The sequence below is a fragment of the Pseudomonas sp. CAM1A genome, from assembly GCF_047501685.1.
Classification (GTDB): domain Bacteria; phylum Pseudomonadota; class Gammaproteobacteria; order Pseudomonadales; family Pseudomonadaceae; genus Aquipseudomonas.
The window spans coordinates 1-18,669 of sequence record NZ_JBFNXP010000009.1 but is presented as its reverse complement, the minus strand read 5'-3'; the positions used below and the strand labels follow the sequence as shown (position 1 = coordinate 18,669).

Sequence of the window (18,669 nt, the reverse complement as noted above, 5' to 3'; positions counted from 1 at the left end):
CCTGAAGCTGATGAGGTCCCGTGGGAGCGGGTTTGCCCCGCGATGGCGCCACTCAAAGGAGACGCCATCGCGTTGCAAGCCCGCTCTCACGACGGTGTTACTGCTTCACCCTGCTGTGATACAGGGCCTGCCCGTCATGCCACCACGCCGCCAGGCTGAACACATCCGGCACCTTGAGGATGCTGAAGTGGTTGCCCGGCCCCTGCCACACCTCCAACTGCGGCAGCCATTCGCGCCAGCCTTCCTCCATGGCCTGCTGCTCGCGCTGGTTGCCGGCGGCGTCCAGGCTCGGATCCGCGACCAGCACCAGGCGCGCCAGGCCGTTGAATCCACCCTCGGGGCGATACACCGTGCGCAGGGCCGTGGCGAAGGTCCGCGCCACGCCCTCGAGCGCCTGCGCCGAAGAACGCGACGGCATCAGGCCGACCCGTACCATGGCCGCATGCAGCTGGCACAGTTGCTCCTGGTCGTCGGCTGCGGCGAAGGCCACAGGCTCGATGCCCAACGACTTGCCGGTGGACAGTTGCAACGACTCGATCAGCCGCTGCAAGGCCTGGGTAAAGGTGTACGGCTTGCCGCAACTGCCCCCTGCGCCCGGCGCCTCGCTGTCGATCAGGGTCAGGGAGCGCACTTCGCGCCCCTTGGCCTGCAAGCGTGCCGCCATGGCATGAGCCACCCAGCCACCGAACGAATGCCCGAGCAGATTCAGCGGGCCTTCGGGGTACAACGCCTCGATGGCCTGGACATGGCAGTCGGCAGCCGCCTCCACCGCGCTGTGCGGCACCTCGCCTGCGGCCAAGCCCCGGGCCTGCAGGCCATGCACCGGCCAGTTCGGCCCCAGCGCCTCGGCCAGGCCGATGAAGCTGGTCACGCTGTCGCCGGCCCCCGGCACGCAGAACACCGGGACATGGGACGGCGTGCCGCTCTGGATGGCCAGCAGCGGCTGGTGCGTCGGCACAAGGCCGGGCGCGACCTGCAATGCCTGCGCCATGGCCTGGCCCAGCACCGCCGCCTGCGGGTCCTGCACCATGCTCTGGTGATCACCCGGCACGCTCAGGCACCGCAGCGCCTGTCCCAGCAAGGCCTCGGCCCAGCCCAGGGTCGGGCTGTCGGTGACGATACCGGTGCTACGCTGCTCGGCCACGAACAGGTGCAGCGGCACCGGCAACGGTGCCAGACGGTAGTGGGCCAGGGCATGCCCATGGGCCAGGTGACGCTCGAAGAAGTGGCGCAATTGCTCGTCGCTGGCCTGGACCAGGCTGGGCACCAGCAGTTGCCGCTCACGGCAGTGGGCGAGCAGCGCGTCGAACGCCAGCGCCCCGGGCTGCAATGCTTCGATCTCGGCCAGTTGCGCGGCCCCCGCCTCGCCCTGCGCCTGCCAGTGCACCCGGCAATGCAGCAACAGCTGCCCTTGCAACAGGTGCGGCCCTTGCCAGCGCGCCTTGCCCTGGTCGCTCAGGCGTGGCACGTAGGTGTCGATCAGGCCGACAAAGGCCACCGGCTCGTCCGCGCCCAGCAACTGCGCGGCCACCTCGTAGGCCAGCACGCCGCCGAACGACCAGCCCGCCAGCCGATACGGCCCGTGTGGCTGCACGGCGCGAATCTGCCGCACCAGGCGCGCGGCCAGGCACTCCATGGTGTTCAGTTGCGCCTCCCCCAAGGCGACGCCGGCCAGGCCGTAGATGGGGAAATCCCCTTCGATATGCCGCCCCAGGACCGGGAAGTACAGGTCCAGGCCACTGAACTCGTGGATCAGGAACAGTGCAGGCTGGCTGCCTGTGGCGCGCACCGTGACCAGGCCTTCGTCCTCGTCCTCGTACGCCCCCTCGCCCAGGCGTGGAGCCAAAGTGGCGATGGTCGGGTGCTGGAATAGCTCCGCCAGGGTCGTGTACAGGCCGGCCTGGCGCATCTCGTCCACCAGGCGGATCGCCGACAGCGAATGCCCGCCCAGTTCGAAGAAGCTGTCATGCCGCCCCACCCGCTCGACCTCCAGCACCTGCGCCCACAGCGCGGCCAACGCCTGCTCCACCGGCGTAGCCGCAGCCTCGAACACCGCCACGGCCAGGTCCTGCGCGCCCGGCAGCGGCAGCGCCCGGCGGTCGACCTTGCCATTGTTGGTCAACGGCAACGCCTCGAGCACAACGAACGCCGCCGGCAGCATGTACTCCGGCAGCCGTTCGCGCAGGAAGCCGCGCAGCGCCACGCCGTCGAGGGCCGCGTCGATGCGGGTGTACCAGGCCACCAGGCGCAGCGGCCCGTGCTCCAGGCGCAAGGCCATGACCACGGCTTCATCCACACCCGGGCACTGGACCAGGTGCTGCTCGATCTCGCCCAGCTCAATGCGGAAACCACGGATCTTCACCTGGTCGTCGCTGCGCCCCAGGCACTCCAGCTGGCCATCCTCGCGCCAACGGGCCAGGTCGCCGGTGCGGTACAGCCTGGCGCCGGGCCCGGTGCCGAACGGGTCGTCCAGGAAACGCTCGGCCGTCAGTTGCGGGCGATTCAGGTAGCCGAGGGCGACGCCGTCGCCGCCGATGTACAGCTCACCGGTCACGCCTTCGGGCAGCAGGCGCCCGTGCCCGTCGAGGATATAGGCCGTGGTGTTGCCGATCGGGCCGCCGATCGGCACATGCTCGGCGCCGTCGGCCACGGCCCGCACGGTGCAGGCGGTGGCGAAGGTGGTGGTCTCGGTGGGCCCGTAGCAGTGCACCAGGCGCAGGTTCGGCGCCCGCGCCAGCAACGCCCGGAAGCTGGCTGGCTCGCCGCGCTCGCCACCACACAGCAGGATGCGCAGCCCGGCCAGGGCCTCGGGGATCAGTTGCACGTACTGGTTGAACAGCGCCGTGGTGACGAACATCACGCTGGCACCGCCCTGACGCAACGCGCTGGCGAACCGCGCCGGCTCGACCAGGGTCTGGTGATCGATCACCAGCACCTGGCCGCCGATGAGCAGCCCACCCCAGACATCCAGGGTGGCGGCGTCGAACGCCGGGTTGGAGACGAAGGCAAAACGGTCACTGGCGTCGAAGTCGGCATAGCCGTTGTTCAGCACCAACCGGGTGATGCCGCGATGGGTTACCCGCACCCCCTTCGGCGTGCCGGTGGAGCCCGAGGTGTACATCACGTAGGCCACCGCGTCGGCGTCCTGCGCGAGGTTCGGGTTGTACGCCGGCTGGTCGTCCAGGGCCAGGCAATCCAGGTCGATACGCCGCACCTCACACTCCGCGGCCAGGCTGCCGAGGGTCAGCAGCGCCACAGCCTGGCAATCCTGGACCATGAACGCCTGGCGCTCGGCCGGGGCGTTGATGTCCAGCGGCACATAAATGGCCGCGCACTTGAGCACCGCCAGCTGCGCCACCAGCAAGGGCAACGAACGCGGCAGCAGGATCGCCACCGGGTCGCCTGCCGCCACGCCCTCGCCGATCAGCCAGTGCGCCAGGCGGTTGGCCTGCTCGTTGAGCTCGCCGTAGGTGAGCTGGCGTTCATCATGGCGCGCCGCCAGCGCCAGCGGATGGCTTGCCACCTGCTGCTCGAACAGACGCTGCACAGGCAGCTGGCGCGGGTAGTCGCGCTGCGTGGCGTTGTAACCCACCAGCAGCCGCTGGCGTTCCTCGGCCGGCACGATATCCAGCCGCTCCAGGCCTCGCTCGGGATCCTGCGCCAGGGCCTCGACCAGGTTTTCCAGGGCCTGGCGCAGATAGCCGCACAGGCGTAACGCATCCAGGCCCGGCGCACACTGCGCGGTCAGGGCAAAACCTTCGCCCAGGTCGTCGATGCTCAGGGCCAGCGGGTAGTTGCTGCGCTCCTGCGCATGCAACAGCTCGATGCCCTCCCAGGCGCGCCCGGCCGCACTGTCAGCGGCCAGGGCCGTGGCGCTGTGGCGGTAGTTGAGCAAGGCGCTGAACAGCGGCGCGCCGGGCGGCAGCGCGCTGCAGCGCTGGGCCAGGGCCAATTGCGCATGCTCGTGCACCAGCAGCCCGGTGAGCCGGCGGTGGGTGTCGAGCAGCGCCTCGCGCACTGGCAGGCGGCCGACCTCAAGGCGTAGCGGCAAGGTGTTGATGAACACGCCCAGGGCGCGTTCCACGCCTTCGCCGCCCTGCAGGCGACCGAGCAGCACGGTGCCGAACACCACGCTGTCGCGCCCCGACAACTGCCCGAGCACCAGGCCCCAGGCCAGGTGCATCAGGCTGGCGGCACCGACGCCCAGCAAACGCGCCTGCTCGCGCAGGCGCCGTGCCAGCCCATCGTCCAGCCAGAGCCGGGCTTCGGCCTCGGCGTTCTGATGAGCCAGCGGATGCGGGCCATAGGGCAAGGTCGGCTCGTCGATGTCGCCCAGCTGTTCGCGGAAGAACGCCTCGTGCTCGGCCTCGCCCGCGCCCTGCAGCACCTGGGCAATGTAGTTGCGGTAAGGCACCGGCGCGGGCAACTGGCACTGCTCGCCGAGCAGGCAGGCCTGCAGTTCGGCGCGCAGTACATCCTGGGCTACATGGTCCATGACCAAGTGGTGGAACAGCAAGGTCGCGGTAATGCGCCCGCTGGCCGGGTCCTGGCTGTACAGCAGGCGCAGCAGCGGTGCGCGGGTCAGGTCCAGGCGCAGGGTCAGCGGTGCCTGCGGCGCCACCTCCTGCACCGGCAGCGCTGCCTGGCGCCACACTACCTGCACCGGCTCGGCCAGGCCGTCCCAGTACAGCGAGGAGCGCAGGATGTCGTGCCGGGCGATGACCTGGTCCAAGGCCCGTTGCAACGCCTCCAGCCGCGTGCGGTCGGCCACGGCGAATCGCGCCTGCAACAGGTACGGATCGTCTCCCTCGCTGGCCAGGTGGTGATAGAGGATCCCCGCCTGCAACGGCCCCAGCGGGTAGATGTCCTGCACGTTGGCGGCGCCGCCCGGCACCTGGGCGACGATCCGGTCGATGGCCGCTTGCTCCAGCGCCACCAACGGCAGCAGGTCCGCAGTGATGCGCCGGCAGTCGGCGCCGATGCGGTTGGCCGGTACCTGGGGCCCGCCATGCTGACCGAGGGTCGCGGCCAGGGCGGCCAGGGTCGGTTCGGCGAACAGCACGCGGATATCCGCCTCCAGCCCCTCGGCACGCAGACGGGCGATCAAGGTCACCGCCAGCAGCGAGTGGCCACCCAGTTCGAAGAAGTGGTCCTGGCGCCCTACCCTCGGCACGTTCAGCAACTCGGCCCAGAGTGCCGCCAGATGGGTTTCGGCCTCCCCTTGCGGCGCCTCGTAGGCACGGCTGAGCACGGACTCGGCGCCGGGCTCGGGCAGCGCCTGGCGGTCGAGCTTGCCGTTGGCGGTCAGTGGCATGTCCGGCAGCGCCACATAGGCCGACGGCACCATGTAGTCCGGCAACTGCGCCAGGATGTGTCGGCGCAGCGCCTCGATCCCTGGCGCCTCGTCGTGGGCGGTGAACCAGGCGACCAGGCGCTCGCCACGCAGCAGCACCACCACTTCGCGTAGGGCCGGATGACTGGCCAGGCAGGCCTCGATCTCGCCCAGTTCGATACGCAGGCCATGCAGTTTGACCTGGAAGTCGTCACGGCCGAGGAATTCCAGCTCGCCGTCGGCCCGACGGCGCACCAGGTCGCCGCTGCGGTACAGGCGCTCGCCGACCACGAACGGGCTGTCACCGAAGCGCTCGGCGTCCAGTTGCGGCAAGCCGAGGTAGCCACGGGCCACGCCGACGCCGCCGATGTGCAACTCGCCCACCACGCCACGGGGCACCGGCAGGCCGTTGCGGTCGAGCACGTACAACCGGGTGTTGGCGATCGGCCGGCCGATCGGTGGCGCGCTTTCAGGCAGTGGTTGCCCGGGTTCCAGGGTCCAGACACTGCAATCGACGGTGGCCTCGGTCGGACCATAGACGTTGTGCAGCCGCACCTGCGGCAGGCGCTCGCGCACCTGTTGCAGCAATGCCGTGGTCAGCTCGCCGCCGCCACAGACGATATCGGTGAGGCTGTCGCAGGCCGCGCTCGCCTCCAGGGCAAGGAATTGCTGCAGCAACGCCGGCACGAACTGCACCACGCTGACCCGCTGGCGCTGGATCAGCGCCGCCAGGTAGGCCGGGTCGCGCTGGCCGTCCGGGCGCGCCAGCACCAGGCGCAGCCCGGCGCACAGCGGCCAGAACAACTCCCACACCGAGGCGTCGAAGCTCACCGGGGTCTTGTGCAGCAGCGCGCCCTCGACGGTCGGGGCGATCAGCCGCGAACTCCAGTGCACCAGGTTGCACAGGCTGCGGTGCTCGACCATCACCCCTTTCGGCGTGCCGGTGGAGCCGGAGGTGTAGATGACGTAGGCCAGGTGACGGGCGCCCAGGCCCGGGACCTGCGGATTGCCTGGCGACAGGCCGGCCCAGGTCGGTTGGTCGAGGTCCAGGCGCGGCACCGCGCTGCCGGCGAAGCGCCCGCGGCTGCCGGCGTCCACCAGCAGCGCCACCGGTGCGCTGTCGGCGAGCATGTAGGCCAGGCGCTCGTCGGGGTAACCCGGATCCAGCGGCACATAGGCACCACCGGCCTTGAGCACCGCCAGCAGCCCGACCAGCAGTTGCGGCCCACGGGCCAGGCACACCGCGACACGGCTGTCGGCGACCACGCCCTGGGCGATCAGTTGATGGGCCAGGCGGTTGGCCGCCTCGTTCAGTTGCAGGTAGCTGAGCTGGCCATCTTCGGCCTGTACTGCGATGGCCTGCGGCGTACGCGCCACCTGCGCCTCGAACAACGCCTGCAGCGGTTGCTGCAGACCGCCGACCAGTTCACTCGCATTGCAGGTCACCAGCTCCTGGCGACGCTCGGCAGCGCCCAGCAGCTCGACCTTCGCCAACAGCGCCTGGTCGCTGCCGGCCATCGCCCACAGCAGTTGTTCCAGGTAGCCGACATGGCGCTCGATGGTCGCCCGGTCGAACAACGCCGTGGCGAACTCCAGGGCGCCGCCGTAGCCGTCGGCGGTCTCGCCCAGGCTCAGGGTGAGGTCGAACTTGGCGAACACCTGCGCGCTGCCCAGCGCCTGCAGTTGCAGCCCACTCAGACGCAAGGCCTCGCCCGGCACGCCGTTCCAGGCCAGCGACACCTGGTACAGCGGGGTATGGGCCAGGCTGCGCGGCGGGTGCAGCAGCTCCACCACCTGTTCGAAGGGCAGGTCCTGATGGTCCTGGGCCTGGCTGAAGCAGGCCTTGACCCGGGCCAGCAGCGCGCCGACATCGGGCGTGCCGGCGGTATCGATGCGCAGCGCCAGGGAGTTGACGAACAAGCCGATCAGCCCTTCGACCTCGGCCTGCCGACGGTTGGCCACCGGGGTGCCGATGACCACCTCGGCCTGACCGGACAGGCGCGCCAGCAGCACCGCCCAGGCGGCGCCGAACAGCATGAACGGGGTGACCCCGTGCCGCAGGCACAGCGCCCTGAGGTCTTCGCTCAGGCGCCGGTCCAACTGTATCTCGACCCGGTCACCGTGGTAATCCTGACGCACCGGCCGCGGCCGGTCGGTGGGCAAGGTCAGCAGCACCGGCGCACCGGCCAGGGCCTGTTGCCAGTATTCGCCCTGGCGCTGCAGCGCGTCGCCGGCCAGCCAGCGGCGCTGCCACAGGGCGTAGTCGCCGTACTGGATCGCCAGCGCCGGCAGCGGATCGTCGCGCCCTTCGCTGAAGGCCTGGTACAGCGCCGCCAGCTCCTGGGTGAACACGCCCATCGACCAGCCGTCGGCGACAATATGGTGCAAGGTCAGCAGCAGCACATGATGCTCCGCCGCCAGGCACAGCAGGCGACCACGCACCGGCAACTGGTGCGCCAGGTCAAAGGGCAGCAGCGCTTCGGCCTGCATCAGTTCGGGCAGTTGCTGCGCGGCGCCGCGCAGGTCGTGCCAGGCCAGGGCAAAGCCGCCGCGCCCTGGGCTCACCCGCACCCGCGCCTCGGCGCCTTCCTGGGTGAAGTGGCTGCGCAGGCTTTCGTGACGCTCGATGATGCGCGCCAGTGCCCGCTCCAGCGCCGCACGGTCCAGCGGGCCGCGCATGGCCAGGCCCAGAGGAATATGGTAGGCAGCACTGGCATCGTCCATCTGCGCCAGGAACCACAGGCGCTGCTGGGCGAACGACAGTGGCAGGGACTGGCCACGGGGCGTCGGCTCGATGGCCGGCAGCACCTCGCCGCCGCGCTCGGCCAGGGTCGCCGCCACCGCCAGCAGGCGGTCATCAGCGAACAGCTCGCCCAGCGACAGCTCGCGGCCGAGGCGCGCCCGCACCTGGCCGACCATGCGCATGGCCAGCAGCGAGTGGCCGCCCAGTTCGAAGAAGCGGTCCTGGCGCCCTACCCGTTGCAACTGCAGCAGCTCGCACCACAGCTCGGCCAGGGCCGTTTCCAGGGCGCCTTCGGCGGCCTCGTGGGCCTGGCTGGCCGACGCCTCGCGCTCGGGCAACGGCAGCGCCCGACGGTCGACCTTGCCGTTGGCGGTCAATGGCCAGGCATCCAGGCGCACCACGGCGGCGGGCACCATGTAGGCCGGCAGGCGCTGTTGCAGGGCGGCGCGCAGGGCACCGACCGGCTGCGCCTCGCCGGCGGCGATGTAGTAGGCCACCAGGCGCGGTTGGCCGGGCTGGTCCTCGCGGGCCAGTACCAGCACTTCGGCGACGCCAGGCAAGGCCAGCAGTTGTGCCTCGATTTCACCCAGCTCGATGCGCAGGCCACGCACCTTCACCTGGTCGTCGTTGCGCCCCAGGTAGTCCAGGGTACCGTCGGCGTTCCAGCGAGCCAGGTCGCCCGTGCGGTACATGCGTGCGCCGGGCGCTTCGCTGAACGGATCGTCGAGGAAGCGCTCGGCCGTCAGTTGCGCACGGTTCAGGTAGCCACGCGCCACCCCGGCACCGCCCACGTAGAGCTCGCCGGTCACGCCGCACGGCACCAGTTGCCGCGCCTCGTCCAGCAGATAGACCCGGGCATTGGCGATTGGCCGGCCGATGTCCAGCGCCCCGCCCGGCAGCACCAGGCCGGAGGTGGCGACCACCGTCGCCTCGGTGGGGCCATAGTTGTTGACCACCACGCAGCCCGGGTCAGCGGTGAACTGGCGCAAGCGGTCGCCGCCGATCAACAGGGTGCGCAGGGTCGGATGGCGCAACCCCTGGGTGAAGGCATATTCGGCGACCGGGGTCGGCAGGAAGGCCACCTTCAGCGGTTGCTCCAGCCACCAGGCCAGCAGCTCGTCGAGCTGTTCATTACCCAGCTCGGCCGGCGGCAGATGCAGCACCGCGCCGGCGCACAGGGCCGGCCAGACCTCCCAGGCCATGGCGTCGAAGCCGAAGCCGGCGACGCTGGCGGTGTGCTCGCCGGCGCCCAGCTCGAAGGCCTTGCAATGCCACTGCACCAGGTTGGCCAGGGTACGGTGCTCGACCATCACGCCCTTGGGTTGCCCGGTGGAGCCGGAGGTGTAGATCACGTAGGCCAGGTGGCTGGCCAGCAGCCCGGTCAGCTCAGGGTTGTCCGTGCGCGCCGGCCAGTCCGGCCGGTCCAGCGCCAGCACGGGCACGGTCAGCCCATCCAGACGCGCCAGCAACACCTGCTGGGCCAGGACCACCACGGGGGCGCTGTCCTCGAGCAGGTAGCGCAGGCGCTCGTCCGGATGCGCCGGGTCCACCGGCACATAGGCGCCACCGGCCTTGAGCACTGCCAACAGCGCCACCAGGGTATCCAGGCCACGTCGGGCGACCACCGCGACCCGGTCGTCGGGCCTCACGCCCCGTTCGATCAGGTGATGGGCCAGGGCGTTGGCGCGCTGGTTCAGCTCGCCGTAGCTCAGGCGCGCAGCGCCGGCCACCGCAGCCAGCGCCTGCGGGGCACGGGCCGCCTGGGCCTCGATCAGGGTCGGCAGGGTCTGGTCGACCGGGAACGTCCGGGCACTGCTGTTGAAGGTATGCAGCAGGCGACGGCGCTCGACGGCGTCTACCAGTTCGACCTCGGCCAGCGGCGCCTGGTCGTCGGCGACCATGGCCTGCAGCAGGGTTTCGAAGTAACCGGCGAAACGGCGCACAGTGCTTTCATCGAACAGCGCCGTGGCGTACTCGAGGCTGCCGACCAGCGCCTCGCCTTGCTCGCCCATGCTCAGCGACAGGTCGAACTTGGCCACCTGGCTGGCCTGGGCCACGCCCTCCAGGCGCAAACCTGCCAGGCTCGCCGCGGCGCCCTCGGTGGCCAGCCAGTTGAGGGTGGTCTGGAACAGCGGCGTATGGCCCAGGCTGCGCGCCGGGCGGACGATCTCCACCACCTGCTCGAACGGCAGGTCCTGGTGCGCCTGGGCGTCGAGCAGGCGTGCCTTCACCTGGGCCAGCAGGCGTTCGCTGCTCGGTGCGCCCGCAGTGTCGATGCGCAGCGCCAGGGTGTTGACGAACAATCCCACCAGCGGCTCAAGCTCGGCATGGCCGCGCCCGGCCACCGGGCAGCCCACCACCACCTCGGCCTGCCCGGACAGACGCGCCAGGGTCGCGGCCCAGGCACTGAGCAACACCATGTACAGGGTCGCCTGATGCCGCTGGGCCAAGGCACGCAGGCCGGCACCGAGGCGCGGATCCAGCTGCAGCGCCAGGCTGGCGCCGCTGAAGTCCTGGCGTGGCGGCCGTGGCCGATCACTTGGCAGGCTCAACAGGGCCGGCGCGCCATCCAGGGCCTGGCGCCAGTGATCGGCCTGGCGTTGCAGCTGCTCACCGGCAAGCCAGCGCCGCTGCCACACGGCATAGTCGCCGTACTGGATGGCCAGGGCCGGCAACGGGTCTTCCAGGCCCTGGCACATGGCCGGGTACAGCGCGCCCAGCTCACGGGTCAGCACGCCCAGGGACCAGCCGTCGGCGACGATATGGTGCAGGGTCAGCAGCAGCACATGGTGCTGATCCTCCAGGCGCAGCAGGCTGGCGCGCAGCAAGGGTCCCTCGACCAGGTCGAACGGCGCGGCGGCTTCGGCCTGCAGGTGCGCGGCCAGGTCATCGGGCGCCAGGCTCAGGCGCCGCAGCCAGCCCGGTTGCGGCGTGGCGGTGACGTGCACCTCGGCGCCGTCGCCTGTGGGCACGAAGCGGCTGCGCAAGCCTTCATGACGGGCAACGATGCACAGCAGGGCGCGCTCCAGCGCGTCGCCCTCGAGTGCCCCGCGCAGGCCCAGGGCCAGCGGCACGTTGTAGGCCTGGTTGCCGCCCTCCAGCTGGGCCAGGAACCACAGGCGCTGCTGGGCGAACGACAACGGCAGGGGCTGCTCGCGGTCAACCGCGACAATCGCCGGCAGCTCAGTATGACTGGCATTGGCCAGCACCTGCGCCAACGCAACCAGCTCGGCATTGGCGAACAGGTCCGTCAGGTTCAGCTCCACCCCCAGGCGCAGGCGCACCTGGGACACCAGCCGCATGGCCAGCAGCGAATGGCCGCCCAGCTCAAAGAAGTGGTCGTGGCGGCCGACCCGCTCGACCTTGAGCAGCTCAGCCCAGATCGCCGCCAGCGCGTTTTCTATCTCACCCCGTGGCGCCTCGAAGGCGCGGCTGACCACGGCCTCGCTGCCAGGCTGCGGCAAGGCGCGACGGTCGAGTTTGCCGTTGGCGGTCAACGGTAGCGCATCCATTTGCACATAGGCCGAGGGCAACATGTAGTCCGGCAACTGGCCTTGCAGCTGCCGGTGCATTTCGGCGATCGCCTGATGGCCCGTGAAATAGGCCACCAGACGCTTGTCGCCCGGCGTGTCCTCACGCACGATCACGGCGGCATCGCGAACGCCCGGGCACTCGCCCAGACGCGCTTCGATCTCGCCCAGTTCGATACGGAAGCCACGCAGCTTGATCTGCTGGTCGGCGCGCCCCAGGTAACGCAGGGTGCCGTCGGCCTGCCAGCTCACCAGGTCACCACTGCGGTACATGGTGCCGCCGTTGAACGGATCCGGCAGGAAGCGCTCAGCGGTCAGTTCCGGCTGCCCCAGATACCCCAGGGCCACCCCGTCACCGGCGATATACAACTCGCCCACCACCCCCACCGGCAGCAGTTGCTGGCGGGCATCGAGCACGTAGCAGCGGCTGTTGCCGATCGGTTTGCCAATCGGGATGCTGCCCTCGCCCACTTCGGTAATTTCGTGGGTGGTGCTGAAGGTGGTGGCTTCGGTCGGGCCGTAGCCATTGAGCAGGTGTTGCGGCGCGCCATCGCGCAGTACCCGGGCGATCACCGCCGGGTCCAGCACATCGCCACCGACCATCAGGTAACGCAGGCCACGGAACGCCGGCAGCAGGTCGTCAGCGAACTGGTGGAACAGCCCGGCGGTCAGCCACAGCACCGTGACGCCTTGCTCCAGCAGCACTTCACGCAGGCCCTGACGCGACAGCACCTGATTCTGCTCGATCACCACCACCGCGCCACCGTTGAGCAGCGGCGCCCAGACTTCCAGGGTGCTGGCGTCGAACGCCGGGTTGGAGGCGAAGGCCACGCGGTCCTGGCTATTGAAGTCGGCAAAGCCGTTGTTGATCACCAACCGCACGATGGCGCGGTGCGGCACCTGCACGCCCTTTGGCGTGCCGGTGGAACCGGAGGTGTACATGATGTACGCCGCACTGCCGGCATCCACCGGCAGGCCCAGCGGCTCCTCGGCATAGTCGCTCAGGTCGAGCCGGTCGAGTTCGACCCGGTGTGCGCCGTCCACGTGAGGCTGGTCGCTGTGGGTCAGCACCATCCGCGCCTGACTGTCGGCCACCATGAATGCCTGGCGCTCAACCGGGGCATTGCCGTCCAGCGGCACGTATATCGCCGCGCATTTGCTTACGGCCAGCTGGGCCGCCAGCAGATCGACCGAACGAGGCAGCAGCAAGGCCACGCGATCACCGGCTCCCACGCCCTGTTCGAACAGGTAGCAAGCCAGGCGATTGGCCTGGGCCTCAAGCTGAGCGAAGGTCCATTGATGCTGGCCGTGGACCGCCGCCAGCGCATCCGGTGAGCTCGCGACCCGGGCCTCGAACAAACGGTGCACGGCCAGGTCACGCGGGTAGTCCCGCGCCGTGGCGTTGAACTGACGCACCACGCGCTCGCGCTCCTGCGCAGGCAGCGTAAACAACTGTTGCACAGCCGTGTCTGGAGCGCTCTCCAGCGCCTGGGCCAACTCTGAAAGGACACCCTGGAACAGCTGGCAGACCAGACCTCCGTCCACTGGCGCCACAGTCTGCAGGGTCAGGGCAAAGCCGCTGCCCAGGTCATCGACGCTGACCACCAGTGGGTAGTTGGTGGCCTCGGCCGCATGCAGGATTTCGATCCCGGCCCAGCCGGCGCGCAGCACCGCTTCAGACCCGGAGACCGCGCTGTGGCGGTAGTTGAGCAAGGCGTTGAACAGCGGCGTCGGCGCCGCCACGCCGCTGCAACGCTGGGCCAGGGCCAGGGGCGCGTGCTCGTGGCGCATCAGCGTGCTCAGTCGCTGGTGGGTGGCCTTGATCGCGGTGCTCAGGCAGTCGGCGTCCAGATCCACCCGCAGCGGCAAGGTATTGATGAAGATGCCCAGCGCCCGGTCGGTGCCTTCGGCGCCTTGCAGACGGCCCATCATCACGGTGCCGAACACTACCTGGTCATGTCCTGTGAGGCCACCCAGCACGCGTGCCCAGGCCAGGTGGAACAGGCTGGCGACGCTCACCCCCTGGCTGCGCGCCTGGGCGCGCAGTTCCCGGCACAGCGTCGGGTCGAGTTCCAGCACGTGTTCGCTCAACGCCGCGCCATCGCCCTGCACGTCGGCCAGGCCATAGGCCAGGGTCGGCGCGTCCACGCCGCCAAGCATGTCGCGGAAAAATGCCTCGTGCTCGGCCTGGCTGACGCCCAGCAGGGCCTGGGCCACATGGTTGCGGAACGGCACCGGACGGCCCAGTTGGCCGCTCTCGCCGAGCAGGAAGGCGAGCATCTCGTGACGCACCACCTCGAGGGCGCTGTGGTCCATGGCCACATGGTGGAACTGCAAGGTCGCGTGCACCCGCCCATCCGCCTGCGCCGCCTGGCATTGCAGGCGTATCAACGGTGCCTGGGTCAGGTCGAAACCGGTGTCTGGCAACTGGCCCTCGGCAAGCTGGGTAACCCGCAGCCGGGCCTTGCGCCAGACCATCTGCACTGGCGTTTCGAGCGTTTTCCAGTGCACCGAGGTGCGCAGGATGTCGTGGCGATCGATCACCCCTTGCAGGGCCTGGGCAAAGGCCTCGACCCGGGCGCTGCTGGCGAACACAAAGCGCGCCTGCATCATGTAGGGATCGTGGTCGCCGGCGCTGGCATGGTGGAACAGCATGCCTTGCTGCAACGGTACCAGCGGGTAGATGTCCTGCACGTTGGCCGCGCCGCCGGGCACGCCTTCAACCAGCTGGTCGATGCTGGCCTGGTCGAGCTCGACCAGGCTGAGCATGGCCGGGGTGATCCGCGCGCAGTCGACCGGGATGCGGCTTTCCGGTACCTCGACGCTACCGTGGCGCACCGCCACGTACTCGCCACGCTCGAGCATCCCCAGCAACGCTGGCTTGTGCTCGCGCAGTCGGGCCACCAGCGCGGCGTCGCTCAGGGCCTGGCGATTGCCCTGGACCACCAGTTGGCCATCCTTGAGGGCCAGCTGGACATTATTGGCGGCCAGGGTCGCCAGTAGTTCGTTGATGCTCACAGGACGATCTCCATTCTGTCTGTGATGGCGGCATAGCCTGCCAGCGTCGGATGTTCGAACAGGCTGCGCACGTCGGCCTCCAGGCCCGCCTCGCGCAGGCGCGAGGTGAGGGTCACGGCCAGCAGCGAGTGGCCGCCCAGTTCGAAGAAGTTGTCGTGGCGCCCTACCTGCTCCACGCCCAGCAGCTCGCCCCAGATGCGCGCCAGCAGCTGTTCGGTGTCGCCTTCGGGCGCCTCGTATTGGCGCGCCGGCAGGTCCGGCTGCGGCAGCGCCTTGCGGTCGAGCTTGCCATTGGGGGTCAGCGGCAAGGCGTCAAGCGCCATGAACAGCGCCGGCACCATGTACTCGGGCAGTTGCCCCAGCAACGCCTCGCGCAGGGCCTCGGAGGGAGGCACGTCGCCGGTGACGTAGGCCACCAGGCGCGGGCCGGCCGGCTGGGCGTCGTGCACCAGCACCACGGCTTCGCGTACCCCGGCAACCCGGGTGAGGCAAGCCTCGATCTCGCCCGGCTCGATACGCAGGCCACGCAGCTTGATCTGGTGGTCGGTACGGCCAAGGAACTCGAGGCTGCCGTCAGGGCGCTGGCGCACCAGGTCGCCACTGCGATACAGGCGTTCACCCTCGACAAACGGGCTGGCGATAAAGCGCTCGGCCTGCTGCTCCGGCAACCCCAGGTAGCCACGGGTTACCCCGGCGCCACCGATGTGTAGTTGGCCAGCGACGCCCAGCGGCACGGGCTGGTCGTGGGCATCGAGCACGTACAAACGGGTGTTGTCGATCGGCCGGCCAATCGGCAGCGCGCCAGGCGTCAATGGATCCTGCGGGTGCAAGGTGCAGACGCTGCAATCGACCGTAGTTTCGGTCGGGCCGTAGACGTTATGCAGCCTTACCCGTGGCAGGCGCTCGCGCACCTGACGTACCAGGGCCTCGGTCAGTTCGCCGCCACCGCAGACGATATCGGTGAGGCTGGCGCAGGCTGCGCTGGCGCCGTGCTCGAGGAACTGCTGCAGCAGCGCCGGTACGAACTGCACCACGCCGACTTGCTGCCGCTCGATCAGCTCGGCCAGGTACTGCGGGTCACGCTGGCCATCCGGACGCGCCAACACCAGGCGCAGCCCGCTGCACAGCGGCCAGAACAGCTCCCACACCGAGGCGTCGAAGCTCACCGGGGTCTTGTGCAGCACCGCGCCCTCGCTTGGGAACAGCCCGGCGCTCCAGTGCACCAGATTGACCACGTTGCGGTGCTCGACCATCACCCCCTTGGGCAGGCCGGTGGAACCGGAGGTGTAGATCACATAGGCCAGGTTGGCGGCGCTCAGGCCCGGTACTTGCGGGTTGTGACTTGGCTGACGGCTCCAATCCGCCTGGTCGAGGTTGACCAGCGGCACCGCCGCCTCGCCAACCAGCGCCCAGGTACTTTGTTGCACCAGCAGCGCCCGTGGCTGGCTGTCGACCAGCATGTGGCGCAGCCGTTCGGCTGGATAGTCCGGATCGAGCGGCACATAGGCGCCACCAGCCTTGAGGATCGCCAGCAGGCCGACCACCATCGACAATCCGCGCTCGACGCAGATCGCCACCCGGTCGTCGGGCTCCACGCCCAGCGTGATCAGGTGATGGGCCAGACGGTTGGCCTGCTCGTCGAGTTGACGATAGGTCAGCTCGCCTTCCTCGGCCCTCACCGCCACGGCGCCCGGGGTACACAGTGCCTGGGCCTCGATCAGCCCGTGCAGGGTCTGCTCCAGATCGTGGGGCTGCGCCGTGCAGTTGAAGTCGTACACCAGCTGGTGGCGTTCCTCGACCGAAAGCACCGGCAGTTGCAGCAGCCCTTGCCGCGGCTGCTGGGTCAAGGCTTCAGCCATGGCTTCCAGCACCCGCTGCATCTGCGTGCAGATACGCGCAGCGCCAACCGCCGCCGGAGCCAGGGCGACCAGGCGGAAGCCTTCGCCGATGTCGTCCACACTCAGGCTCAGCGGATAGTTGCTGCGCTCGATGCTGTCCAGGGTCTCGATGCCCTGCAGGGCCAGGCCCCGGTCGCCGTCTGCCTGGCCGCCGTGGCGGTAGTTGAGCATGGCGCTGAACAGCGGCGCCGGGGCCGGCACCCCACTGCAACGCTGGGCCAGGGCCAGCGAGGCATGCTCATGGGCGAGCAAGGCGCTCAGGCGCTGCTGGGTCTGGTGCACCGCATCGCGCAGGTCGAGACCTGCCAAGTCCAGACGCAGCGGCAAGGTATTGATGAACATCCCCAGCGCCTGGTCCGCTCCCTCGCCGCCTTCCAGGCGACCGAGCAGCACGGTGCCGAACACCACGCTGTCGCGGCCACTGGCGGCGGCCAGCAGGCGGGCATAGGCCAGGTGGAACAGGCTGGCGACGCTGATACCCAGTTGCCGGGCCTGCTGGCGCAGACCACTGGCCAGGGTTTCGTCCAGCCACAGCTGGGCCTCTTCGATGCCGAGGCCGTCGACCTGCACATCGGCCAGGCCGAACGGCAGGGTCGGCTCGTCGATATCGCCCAACTGCTCGCGGAAGAACGCCTCGTGCTCGGCCTGGCTGACACCCAGGCGCGCCTGGGCCACGTAGTTGCGGTACGGCACGCCCTGTTCGGCAGGTACCGGCGCGCCGTGCAGGTAGCCAACCAGTTCCCGGCCGAGCACATCCAGCGCGGTATGGTCGAGGACGATATGGTGGAACTGCAACGCGGCCACCCGCCCGGCGCCCTGCGCGTCCGGCCAGTGGTACAGGCGCACCAGCGGCGCCTGCTCCAGGGCCAGGGTATGCGGCACCGCAGCCTCGTCGGCCACCTCGAACACCGCCAGCTCGGCATGGCGCCAGACCACCTGCAACGCTTGCGGCAGGCCGTCCCACAGCACAGCGGTGCGCAACACGTCGTGACGGGCGATGACCTTGCCCAAAGCGTCGATGAAGGCCTGCAGGCGTTCGTGGCTGGCAAAGGCCATGCGCGAGGCCAGCACATAGGGGTCGCGCTCCGGCGAGCTGAGGTGGTGGTAGAGAATGCCCTCCTGCAACGGCGCCAGCGGGTAGATGTCCTGCACGTTGGCCGCACCGCCCGGCACCGTGGCGACAATGCGCTCGATGGCGGCAGGCTCCAGCTCCACCAGCGACAGCATGTCCGGGGTGATCTGGGTGCAGCCGGCCGGGATCCGGTTGGCCGGAACCTCGACCTGGCGGCCATGGCCCAGGGTCGCCGCCAGCGCCGCCACCGTCGGCTGGCCGAACAGGGTGCGCACGTCGGTCTGCAGGCCGGCCTGGCGCAGGCGCGCGGTCAGGCTCACGGCCAGCAGCGAGTGACCGCCCAGTTCGAAGAAGTTGTCGTGGCGCCCAACCTGAGCAACGCCCAGCACTTCAGCCCAGATCGCGGCGATGGTGGTTTCCACCGGGCCTTGCGGCAAGACGTAGGCCTGGCCGGTAAGCATGGCTGGTTCCGGCAAGGCCTTGCGGTCCAGCTTGCCGTGACGGGTCAGCGGCAGCTCGTCCAGACGCGTGAGCGCTTGCGGTATCAAGTGCCCTGGAAGGCTGGCTTGCAGCCCTTGGCGCAAGGCGTCGAGATCGACCACGGCGGTTTCGGTGAACCACGCCAGCAGACGCTCGTCACGCACCAGCACCACGGCATCGGCGATACCCGGCTGGGCCTTCAGCGCCGCTTCGATCTCGCCCAGCTCGACCCGCACGCCACGGATCTTCACCTGGTCGTCGTTGCGGCCCTGGTAGTCCAGCGTGCCGTCGGTGTTCCAGCGCACAAGGTCGCCCGTGCGGTACATCCGCCCGCCGTTGAACGGATCGTCGAGGAAGCGTTCGGCAGTCAGCTCAGGGCGGTTGAGGTAGCCCCGAGCAACCTGCCCGCCACCGATGTACAGCTCGCCCGTCACGCCCACCGGCACCGGCTGGCATTGCTCATCCAGTACATAGACGCGAGTGTTGGCGGTCGGCTTGCCGATATGCAGCGCGCCGCCCGGTTGCAGTTGCCCCGACGTCGCCACCACGGTGGTCTCGGTCGGGCCGTAGTTGTTGACCAGCGCAAACAGCGCAAA

2 protein-coding genes are annotated in these 18,669 nt (G+C 69.5%); both read right to left on the bottom strand.

The window, feature by feature from the left end:
* Positions 1-97: 97 nt before the first annotated feature.
* Entirely contained in the window at positions 98-14,623 is a 14,526-nt protein-coding gene (locus tag ABZO33_RS19720; RefSeq protein ID WP_414537364.1) for an amino acid adenylation domain-containing protein, read from the bottom strand.
* Positions 14,620-18,669, bottom strand: a 4,050-nt coding sequence (locus ABZO33_RS19715; RefSeq protein ID WP_414537363.1) for an amino acid adenylation domain-containing protein, incomplete at its 5' end; no start/stop codon positions are given. The genes ABZO33_RS19715 and ABZO33_RS19720, both read right to left, overlap by 4 nt.